Annotated in this window: 8 protein-coding genes and 1 pseudogene; 6 read left to right on the top strand and 3 right to left on the bottom strand. The window is 71.7% G+C overall.

Features of this window, described 5'->3' with window-relative positions; translation table 11 throughout:
• Positions 1–186 (bottom strand): annotated as a pseudogene (locus LQV45_RS11055) (DedA family protein); the annotation flags it as partial.
• 42 nt (positions 187–228) lie between these two features.
• On the opposite strand from LQV45_RS11055, the gene LQV45_RS11050 reads away from it, so the two are divergent.
• The 4 genes from LQV45_RS11050 to LQV45_RS11035 all read left to right on the top strand — a co-directional run bounded on the left by LQV45_RS11050 (position 229) and on the right by LQV45_RS11035 (position 7368).
• Complete coding sequence (locus LQV45_RS11050; protein ID WP_230007062.1) at positions 229–1479, top strand: anthranilate synthase component I family protein; 1251 nt, start codon at positions 229–231, stop codon at positions 1477–1479.
• A 91-nt stretch (positions 1480–1570) separates the two neighbouring features.
• On the top strand, positions 1571–4147 hold the full coding sequence (gene leuS / locus LQV45_RS11045) for a leucine--tRNA ligase (protein ID WP_230007061.1): 2577 nt from the start codon (positions 1571–1573) through the stop codon (positions 4145–4147).
• Positions 4148–4387: 240 nt separating this feature from the next.
• Positions 4388–5005: a ComEA family DNA-binding protein gene (locus LQV45_RS11040; RefSeq protein WP_230007063.1), complete on the top strand. Its 618-nt coding sequence runs from the start codon at positions 4388–4390 to the stop codon at positions 5003–5005.
• Positions 5002–7368 carry a ComEC/Rec2 family competence protein gene (locus LQV45_RS11035; protein WP_230007060.1) on the top strand — a complete coding sequence of 789 codons (2367 nt, stop codon included), beginning with the start codon at positions 5002–5004 and terminating at the stop codon, positions 7366–7368. The genes LQV45_RS11040 and LQV45_RS11035 overlap by 4 nt, the downstream gene beginning before the upstream one ends.
• Before the next feature lie 47 nt (positions 7369–7415).
• Here the strand turns inward: LQV45_RS11035 and LQV45_RS11030 are convergent, their stop codons facing one another.
• Positions 7416–7772 carry a nuclear transport factor 2 family protein gene (locus LQV45_RS11030; protein WP_230007059.1) on the bottom strand — a complete coding sequence of 119 codons (357 nt, stop codon included), beginning with the start codon at positions 7770–7772 and terminating at the stop codon, positions 7416–7418.
• Between the two features lie 29 nt (positions 7773–7801).
• Positions 7802–8605, bottom strand: a complete 804-nt coding sequence (locus tag LQV45_RS11025; protein ID WP_290370233.1) for an oxidoreductase — start codon at positions 8603–8605, stop codon at positions 7802–7804.
• A 61-nt stretch (positions 8606–8666) separates the two neighbouring features.
• Here LQV45_RS11025 and LQV45_RS11020 point away from each other — a divergent pair, with 61 nt between their 5' ends.
• On the top strand, positions 8667–9179 hold the full coding sequence (locus LQV45_RS11020; RefSeq protein ID WP_230007057.1) for a helix-turn-helix domain-containing protein: 513 nt from the start codon (positions 8667–8669) through the stop codon (positions 9177–9179).
• Positions 9180–9233: 54 nt separating this feature from the next.
• Entirely contained in the window at positions 9234–10271 is a 1038-nt protein-coding gene (gene holA / locus LQV45_RS11015; RefSeq protein WP_230007056.1) for a DNA polymerase III subunit delta, read from the top strand.
• Positions 10272–10519 lie beyond the last annotated feature (248 nt).

Genomic DNA, 10519 nt, shown 5'->3' with positions numbered 1-10519 from the left:
CAGGAGCACGCCGTCGAGGGGCGAGGCGATCGCGGTGCCCGCGACGATGACCACCGTGTCGCCGGGGACCACGAGACCGACGAGCACGCTCGTCTCGAGCATCATCGCGACTCCGGCGACCAGCGTGCGCACCACGGGGTCGACGTTCTGGACGACGTCGAGCAGCCACGTGAGGATCTCGTTCACCTCGCTCAGCCTAGGGCCGCCGGTGAGGCATAGCCTGAGAGCGTGCCGCGCTCCCTCTCCACGGTCGCCCTGCCGCGGTGGCGGGAGCCCGACGACGTGTTCTGCGCCCTGTTCGCCGACGAACCGCACGCGTTCTGGCTCGACGCCGGCCCGGATACCTCGGCCGGGTGGAGCTACCTCGGCGCCGGGCGTCCGGACACGGCCGGATCGCCCCGGAACGTGGATGCCACGATCCCCCCGCCTCCGGGCATCTCCGGCCCCGACTTCCGCGGCGGATGGGTGGGCTGGGTCTCGTACGAGGGCGCTCCCGCCTGGCTGCGGGTGGAGGAACTGCTGGCCTTCGACCATGCATCGCGCCGCGTCTGGGCGCTGTCGTCCACGGGGTCTGCGGGCTCCCTCGCCGCCGCGGCGGCAAATGCGCCACGGGCCGCGACGCCTCCGATCGCGGAAGACCGGGGTGTGGCATCCGCTCGTCATTCCCCCGAGGAGTACGCCGGACTCATCGAGGCCTGCCGCGAGCGCATCGCCGCCGGCGACGCCTACCAGCTGTGCCTCACCACCCGCTTCACCGTGCCGGGAACCGTCGACGCCCTGGCCGCGTTCCGTCGGCTGCGCACCGCCGCCTCGTCGCACCACGGGGGCTTCCTGCGTCTGGGCGACACGGCGCTCGTCAGCGCGTCGCCCGAGCGCTTCCTCGAGGTGCGCGCGGGGCGCGTGCACACGCATCCGATCAAGGGCACGCGTCCGCGGCATCCGGACCCGGAGCGCGATGCGGCCCTCGCCGACGACCTGCGATCGGATGCCAAGGAGCGCGCCGAGAACGTCATGATCGTCGACCTGATGCGCAACGACCTCTCGCGGGTGTGCGTGCCGTCGTCGGTCGGCGTGGACCGTCTACTCGAGGTCGAGACATACCCGACCGTGCACCAGCTGGTCAGCGAGGTCTCGGGGGCCCTGCGTCCGGGGACGACGATCGGCGACCTCCTCGACGCCGCCTTCCCCGCCGGGAGCATGACCGGCGCCCCGAAGGCCTCGGCTCGCGAGATCCTCGCCCGACTGGAGAGCGCCGAACGCGGCGTCTACTCCGGGACGTTCGGCTGGGTCGGCGACGACGGAGCCGCGGATCTCGCGATGGTGATCCGCAGCATCGTGGTGGAGCCGGATGCCGCCTGGGTCGGTGCCGGCGGAGGCATCACGTGGCGGTCGGTCGCAGCATCCGAGGTCGCCGAAGTGGGCATCAAGGCCCGCGCTCCGCTCGCGGCGCTCGGTGCCGCCGTGCCGCCCGGATGGTGAGGCGCTGCCCGCGCCGGAAGGGGCCGCGCGCGGTCCGGTAGCCTGGACGCTGGCCCTCGCGGCTCTCCCGACTTCACGATTGGTCTCACCCGTGTCTCAGAACCCCTCTTCCGCGCCGTCCACCGACGGAGGCTTCGATCCGCACGAGATCCAGGCGAAGTGGCAGCAGGCGTGGGCCGAGAAGGACCCGTTCCGCGCCGGCGGCGACGCCGACACGCGCCCCCGCAAGTACGTGCTGGCGATGTTCCCGTACCCCTCGGGCGACTTGCACATGGGGCACGCCGAGAACTACCTCTACTCCGACATCGTCGCGCGGTTCTGGCGCCACCGCGGGTACAACGTGCTCAACCCCATCGGGTGGGACTCGTTCGGCCTGCCCGCCGAGAACGCCGCGATCAAGCGCGGTGCTGACCCGGTGGAGTGGACCTACGCGAACATCGCGCAGCAGAAGGAGAGCCTGAAGGACTACGGCGTCTCGTTCGACTGGAGCCGGGTGCTGCACACCAGCGACCCGGAGTACTACCGCTGGAACCAGTGGCTGTTCCAGAAGCTGTTCGAGAAGGGCCTGGCGTACCGCAAGGACGCGCTCGTCAACTGGGACCCGGTCGACCAGACGGTGCTCGCGAACGAGCAGGTGCTGCCCGACGGCACGAGCGAGCGCAGCGGCGCCGTCGTCGTCAAGAAGAAGCTGACGCAGTGGTTCCTGCGGATCACCGACTACGCCGACCGCCTGCTCGACGACCTCAACCAGCTCGAGGGCTTTTGGCCGCAAAAGGTCATCCAGATGCAGCGCAACTGGATCGGCCGCTCGATCGGTGCCGACATCGAGTTCGAGATCGAGGGCCGCGCCGAGAAGATCACGGTCTTCTCCACTCGCCCCGACACGCTGCACGGAGCGACGTTCTTCGTCGTGGCGCCCGAGTCCGACCTCGCGGCCGAGCTCGCGGCATCCGCCGATATCGAGGTGCGGCAGCGTTTCCAGGCCTACCTTGCCGAGGTGCAGCGCGCGACCGACATCGAGCGCCAGGCCACCGACCGCCCGAAGACCGGTGTGTTCCTCGGCCACTATGCGATCAACCCCGTCAACGGCGAGAAGCTGCCGATCTGGGCCGCCGACTACGTGCTCGCCGACTACGGACACGGCGCCGTCATGGCCGTGCCCGCGCACGACCAGCGCGACCTCGACTTCGCCCGCGCGTTCGACCTGCCCGTGAAGGTCGTCGTCGACACGAACGCTCCGGTGACCGGCGCGATCCCCGTGATCGAGCTCGACGACGAGGGTGTGCCGATCGACCCGCTCGGCGACGTCGACGACCTCGACCCGGTGAAGACGGGCACCGCCCTGACCGGTGACGGCCGCATGATCAACTCGGGCTCGCTCAACGGACTGTCCAAGCGTCACGCGATCGCGCGCATGATCGAGGAGCTCGAGACCAAGGGCGTCGGGCGCGCGGCCAAGACCTACCGGCTGCGCGACTGGCTCATCTCGCGCCAGCGCTACTGGGGCACGCCCATTCCGATGCTGCACGCCGAGGACGGCTCGATCGTGCCCGTGCCTGCCGACCAGCTGCCCGTCGTGCTGCCGCCGGTCGAGGGGCTCGACCTCAAGCCCAAGGGCACGTCGCCGCTCGGTGCCGCGACCGACTGGGTGCAGGTCACCGACCCCGAGACGGGTCAGACGATGCTCCGCGACCCCGACACGATGGACACCTTCGTCGACAGCTCGTGGTACTTCCTGCGCTTCCTCTCGCCGAACGACGAGACCGAGGCGTTCTCCGGCCGCGAGGCCGGCAAGTGGGGACCGGTCGACTACTACATCGGCGGCGTCGAGCACGCGATCCTCCACCTGCTGTACGCGCGCTTCATCACCAAGGCCCTGTTCGACATGGGTCTGGTGGAGTTCACCGAGCCCTTCTCGAGCCTCATCAACCAGGGCATGGTGATCCTCGACGGCGCGAAGATGTCGAAGAGCAAGGGCAACCTCGTGCTCTTCCAGGAGGAGCTCGACGCCCACGGCGCCGACGCGCTGCGCGTAGCCCTCACCTTCGCCGGTCCGGTCGAGGACGACAAGGACTGGAACGACGTCTCGACCACGGGCGCGGCGAAGTTCCTCGCCCGGGCCCTCCGCATCGCGCACGACGTCGACAGCGAGACCGACGTGGTGTGGGCCGAGGGCGACCAGGCCCTGCGCCGCGTGACGCACCGCTTGCTGGCCGAGGCGCCGAACCTCGTCGAGCAGACGAAGTTCAACGTCGTGGTCGCGCGCCTCATGGAGCTCGTGAACGCGACCCGCAAGGCGATCGACGGCAGCGCCGGCACGAGCGACCCCGCCGTGCGCGAGGCCGCCGAGGTCATCGCAATGACCCTCGACCTCTTCGCCCCGCACACCGCCGAAGAGATGTGGCAGACGCTCGGCTACGACGGCTTCGTCGGCCTCACGACGTGGCGCCAGACCGACCCGACGCTCCTCGTCGAAGACACCGTGACCGCGGTCGTGCAGATCGACGGCAAGGTGCGCGGCACGCTCGAGGTCTCGGCCAAGATCGGCGCCGAAGAACTCGAGGCCCTGGCCCGCCAGGACGAGAAGGTGCGCCGGGCGCTCGGTGAGCGCGAGATCGTGCGTGCGGTCGTGCGCCCGCCGAAGGTGGTCAGCTTCTCGACGAAGTAGACGGTTGATTTAGCGCGCAATCCGTGGGCTGATCGTCGAAGCCGATTGCATGCAATCCGGATGCCACGTCCGCGGCGCTCTGCGGAGCGCGAGGGCGTGGCATCCGTCGTTCAGGCGGCGGCGAGGGCGTAGGCGGTTTTCGGCACCGTTCCTCCCCAGGGCGGTGATCCGAAGGAGCGTCCACTGACTCGACGTCGGGCCCGACGGGAGGGTTCCCGCCCTTCGTAGGGTGCTGGCGTGATGGCATCACCGGACTCGATCGAGACTCCTCCGCGCCTCGGTTCGCGCCGCCGTCTCGGTGTCGGGGCGGTGATCGTCCTCGTGCTCCTCGCCTTCGCCGTCACCGTGGGGATCGGGATCTTCCGCGGGACGACGGGCACCGAGACCGTCACGACGACGCCCGCGCCGACGGGCCGGGCCAGCGCGCCCGCCGGAGCCGGCGTGTACGTTCACGTGGCGGGCGCGGTACGGGCAGCGGGGCTCTACCGGCTGGACGTCGGCGACCGCGTGGCCGACGCGATCGCGCGGGCGGGAGGCTTCGCGGACGACGCCGAACGCGCGGGCGTGAACCTCGCGCGCGCCGTCACGGATGGGGAGCAGATCGTCGTGCCCGTCGTCGGCGCTGCACCCACGGCCGCCGCCGGGGGAGCGCCGGGAGCGACGGTCGGGCCGCTCGATCTCAACACCGCGACTCGGGAGCAGCTCGACGCGCTGCCCCGGATCGGTCCGGCGCTCGCGGATCGCATCCTCGCGTGGCGCGAGGAGAACGGCCGCTTCACGAGCGTCGACGACCTCGGTTCGGTGCCCGGCATCGGCGACAAGATGCTCGCGGGACTGCGCGATCTGGTGCGAGTGTGAGCGGCGCCGTACGGTCCGGCGCCGAGGCGGCCGGCCTCCCGAGACTCGACGGGCAGGGAGTCGGTCGCCGCGCCCTGCGTCGTCGCGCGTGGCGCCCCGTCGCCGTGGCCGCGGCGACCTGGGCTGGAGCGACGGCGGGGACGGCATTCCCGGAGCCATGGGTCCTCGCGCTGATCTTCGCCATCGCCGCGGCGATCTTGATCGGTGTGCTCGTGAAGTTCCGGCATTCGGCGATCGTCGTGGCGGCCGTCGCTCTCGCGTGCGCGGCGGCCAGTGCGGGCACCGTTGCGACCCTCGCGCCGACTCGTGCGCAGATCGCCGACCTGCAGGTCGATGGTGGCCGCCACCTCCGGGTGACCGCCACGGTCACCGGCCACCTGTCGCGCAGCGTCGATGGAGGCGCGTGGTTCGATGCGGTTGCCTCCGCCGTCTCCGCGGGCGCGAGTACGGTGCGCGGAGCGCTGCCCGTGCGCATCGGGGTCGACGCCGACGGACGCGACCGACTCGCGGCATCCGGGCAGGGAAGCGAGGTCGTCCTGTCCGGTCGGGCGATCCCCGCGGATCCCACCGACCGCGCCGTGCTCGTGCTGCGCGCAACCCAGGTCGACCGCGCGCCCCCGCCGGACGGCGTCTGGGGCTGGTTCGCAGCGCTCCGCGACGGGCTCCTCGCCTCGACCCGCGGATTGCCGCAGCCTGGTGCGGGTCTCATTCCGGGGCTCGCGGTCGGCGACACCTCCGGGCTCGACACGGCGACCGAGGAGGCGATGAACGCCGCGTCGCTGTCGCACCTGACGGCGGTGTCGGGCGCGAACTGTGCGCTCGTGGTCGGCGCCGCGTTCGGCGTGCTCGCCCTGTGCGGAACCCGCCGGTGGGTCCGGGTGGCCGGTGCGCTGCTCGTGCTCGCGGGCTTCGTGGTGCTCGTCACGCCCGAGCCCAGCGTGGTCCGGGCGGCGGCGATGAGCGCGATCGGCATCCTCGCCCTCGGCTTCGGGCGTCCCACGCTCGGCGTCGCGGTGCTGTCGGCGGCGGTCACGTTCCTCCTGATCGCCGACCCCTGGCTGTGTCGCTCGCTCGGATTCGCCCTGTCGGCCGCCGCTACCGCCGCGCTCCTCGTCCTCGCCCGGCCGCTCGCGGACGGGCTCGGTCGATGGATGCCGGCCCCCCTCGCCCTCGCCCTCGCGGTGCCGACGGCTGCCCAGCTCGTCTGCGGCCCGCTCATCGTGCTGATCGACCCGCACGTCCCGCTCCTCGGCGTCGCCGCGAACCTTCTCGCCGATCCGGCGGCGGCACCGGCGACGATCGCCGGGGTCCTGGCCTGCGTCGCGCCATTCCCGTGGCTGCGCGACGGGCTGACCGCGCTGGCCTGGATCCCCGCCGCCTGGATCGCCGGGGTGGCGCACACCACCGCGTCCTGGCCGGCGCAGAACCTTCCCTGGCCGGACGGCCCGCCCGGGGCGGCACTCCTGGCCGCGGTGGGCGGCGCGGTGGTCCTCGCGATCCTTCGCCCCCGCCGCGGCCCGCGGATCACCGCGCTCGCGACGGCGGCGGTGGCCATCCTGCTGGGCGCGATCGGCGGCACCAGCACGATCCGCACGGTCGCGGGGCCGCTCACGGTTCCGACCGACTGGCAGGTTGCGATGTGCGACGTCGGTCAGGGCGATGCCACGCTGTGGCGATCCGGGTCCGCGGTGGCGCTCGTCGACACCGGACCCGAGCCCGAGCCGCTCGCGGAATGTCTGCAGACGTTCGGGATCGACCGCCTCGACCTGGTGGTGCTCACGCACTTCGACAAGGACCACGTCGGCGGGTCCCCGGCCATCCTCGGACGCGCGGACGTCGTCCTGCATGGGCCGGTCGGAGAGCCGGCGGACGAGAGGCTGCTCGACCGCTTCGCCGCGAGAGGGGCGGAGCTGCGCACGGCATCCCTCGGTCTCACGGGCACCCTCGGCGAGACGCGGTGGCAGGCGCTCGGCCCGCTTCCGGGCATGGAGCCCGGCAACGATGCGAGCGTGGCCATCGACGTCTCCGGGCCGGGCTTCCCCCGCACGGTGATGCTCGGCGACCTGGGCGCCGAGCCGCAGGCGGCGCTCCTCCGCCGCGTCGACGTCCCCCGCGTCGAGATCGTGAAGGTCTCGCACCACGGCAGCGCCGACCAGGACCCCGAGCTCTACCGTCGCCTGCACGCGCCCCTCGGGCTCATCGGTGTCGGCGCGGAGAACACGTACGGCCATCCCACGGCCCGATTGCTCGACCTCCTCACGTCCGTCGGCACCACCGCGGCTCGCACCGACACCGACGGCATCCTGGCGGTCTGGCGCGACGATGAGGGGCGGTTGACCCTGTGGCGACAGAGACCGCCGTGAGCCTCGCCCGCACCTGGCAGCACTCCACGTGCTGCCTTCGCGAGTCGCTAGACCTCGATCACCAGTCGCTCGATGCGTCCGGCCGCGAGTTGGAAGCCGTGGCGGAGCAGGACGATACCGCCGGGGAAGTTGCCGTCCAGCCGGACCCGCACGACTGCTCGACGGGTGTCGCCGACCCACTGGTCCAGGCGGGAGCTCGTGTACGTGAACTCCGTCGAGGACGTCGCGATCCACGCGGAGATCGCGTCGAGACCTCGGTAGGTCCGGCCGTCGTCGATCACGATCGCGTCCGGAGAGAACGCGGCCGTCGCGTCGGCGTGGCGGTGGTCTTCCCGCGCGTCGAGGTAGCCGACGACCGGGGAGGGAAGGAGGGTCGGGTCGTAGGGCGTGTGCACGTCGGTCATGGTCTGTCCCTTCCAGGGATCATCGGTGGTCAGATGGTTCGCACGGTGCCGCCGTCGATGACGACGTCGGCTCCGGTGATGCTCGCCGCGGCATCCGAGGCCACGAAGGCGATCGTGGATGCGACCTCGTCAGGCGTCGCGAAACGCCCCGAGGGCACACCGCCGAGCGCCGAGACGAGTGAGTCCCACGCCGCGTCTCTGTCGCCGTCGAGGTCTGCGGCGAGGCGTTCGACGAGCGCCTCGGCCCCCGCGGTCTGGATACCGCCCGGCGAGACGGTGTTCACGCGGATGCCGAGAGGAGCGAGCTGGCCCGCCAGGCCCTTGCTGTAGGTGCGCAGGGCCGCTTTCGCGGCCGCGTACGCCAGAGTGCCGTCCCATAACGGCATCCGCGCCTGGATCGAGGACACGTGAACGATCGCTCCGCGCCCGGCCTCGATCATGGCCGGGACGAGCTCGCGATCGAGCCGCACCGCCGACAGGAGGTTGAGGTCGATCTCGCGCGCCCACTCGGTCTCGCCGAGGGCGCCGAAGCCGCCGCCGGGGGAGTGCGATCCGCCGGCGACATGGACGACGACGTCGGGAGCCCCCTCGGTCAGGATGATCCGCGCGGCGTCGCGAACCGCACCCGGGTCGGTCACGTCGGCGGCCACGAACCGGACATCCTCGTCGGTGCCCGGCGTCCGGGCGATCGCGGTGACCTGCATCCCCGCGGCCCGCAGCCGGCGAGCCACAGCCGCCCCCGTACCCTTCGTGCCTCCGCTGACCACGGCCCGCTGCCCCTGCCTTCGGGTGGGTACACCGAAATGAGTCGCTTCTGTTTCGATAGTCACCATGGCTGCTACATTAGCAGTGACTGGCCGAGTGCGCCGCGGTCACGTTCGGAAGGAGTGTCGGATGTCCGCACAGATCCGGGTCGAGGATCGCGAATGCCCGCTGTCGACCGCGATGTCGTACGTGGGCGAGTGGTGGACCATGCTGATCCTCCATGACTGCTTCGACGGCTACACGCGTTTCGACGAGTTCGAAGCGAACATCGGCCTGTCCTCGAGCATGCTGGCCAAGCGCCTCAAGGTGCTCGTCGAGAACGGCATCCTCACCACCCGCCCGTACCAGGACCGCCCCGTCCGGAACGAGTACGTGCTCACGGAGTTCGGCCGGTCGCTCCGACCGATCCTCGTCGCCCTCGCGGCGTGGAGGAACGAGCAGCTGGCCCCCGCCGAGCGGGCGATGGTGCTCGTGGACGTGACGACCGGCGACGAGGTGGAACCGGTGACGATCGACCCCGTGACCGGGCTGTCCGTCTCGGATCCGCGGTTCGCGTTCCGGTCCGGACCGGCCGCCGGACCGGAGATGCGCGCACGCTACGCCACCCCGCGGACACCCGCCTCGACGGCGGCGAACGGCTGACCGCGGCCGCGGATCCTCGGCATCCATGTCCGACCCGGTCGGTAGGCTGGGGGAGTGACCCCGGCACCCCGACGCTCCGCCCCCGCGAAGGCGAAGTCGGCCATTCCCCAGATCGGATGGCGCACCCCCCAGCCCGCGCCGATCGTGCTGATCTCGGGCCCGGAAGAAGTGTGCGCCGAGCGCGCGACCGCCGGCATCCGCGAGTACCTCAAGAGCGAAGACCCGAGCCTCGAGGTCACCGACGTCCGAGCCGACGACTACACCGCGGGCACCCTGCTCGCGGTCACTTCGCCCTCTTTGTTCGGCGAACCGCGGCTCGTGCGCGTCGGGGGAGTCGAGAAGTGCAGCGACGCCTTCCTCACCGAGGCGTTGTCGTACCTCGCGCACCCGCAGGACGGCGCGACCGTCGTCCTCCGCCACACCGGTGCGAGCGTGCGCGGCAAGAAACTCCTGGATGCCATCCGCGCGGGCCAGGGCAGCGGCATCGAGATCGCGTGCCCCGCCGTCAAGCGCGACTCCGACCGCTTCGACTTCGCCGTCGGCGAGTTCAAGGCCGCGCAGAAGCGCATCGCCCCGGTCGCCCTGCGGTCCCTCGTCTCGGCCTTCGCCGACGACCTCACCGAGCTCGCGGCCGCATGCCAGCAGCTCATCGCCGACGTCCCCGGCGACATCGACGAACGTACGGTCGAGCGCTACTACGGCGGCCGCGTCGAGACCTCCGCGTTCACCGTCGCCGACACCGCGATCGCCGGTCAGTACGGCCCCGCGCTCCTGGCGTTGCGCCACGCCCTGGCATCCGGGGCCGATCCCGTCCCGCTCGTCGCGGCGGTGGCCATGAAGCTCCGGACGATGGCGCGCGTCGCCGGCCACCGCGAATCGTCGGGGGCGCTCGCCCAACGCCTGGGCATGAAGGACTGGCAGATCGACCGCGCGCGCCGCGACCTCGTCGGCTGGACCGGGAACACGCTCGGGATGGCGATCCACGCGACCGCGCGCGCCGACGCCGAGGTCAAGGGCGCCTCCCGCGACCCGGTGTTCGCGCTGGAGCGCATGATCACGATCATCGCCACGCGCCAACCCTACGGCCGCTGATTCGCGACTGCTGCCGAGCCGCGCCAGCGCGGCCCAGACTTCGTCGCCGCGTTCGGCCGCCCGACCGGCTGCTACCCGCGCCCGCGACGCCCTAAACTCCGCGCGGCCCCTGCCGCGACCGGCATCCTGCGTCCCTCCCTCCGCGCGAGAGTTCTTCAGCGGAAGAGATTCGGGGACCGGAGGACCAAAGACCCCGCGGACATCCTCCGCCCACGGAATCCCCTCCGCTACGCAGCGCTCCCGCCGCC

This window comes from Microbacterium sp. Bi128, from assembly GCF_918698205.1.
This window is presented reverse-complemented; position numbering and strand designations above follow the sequence as displayed.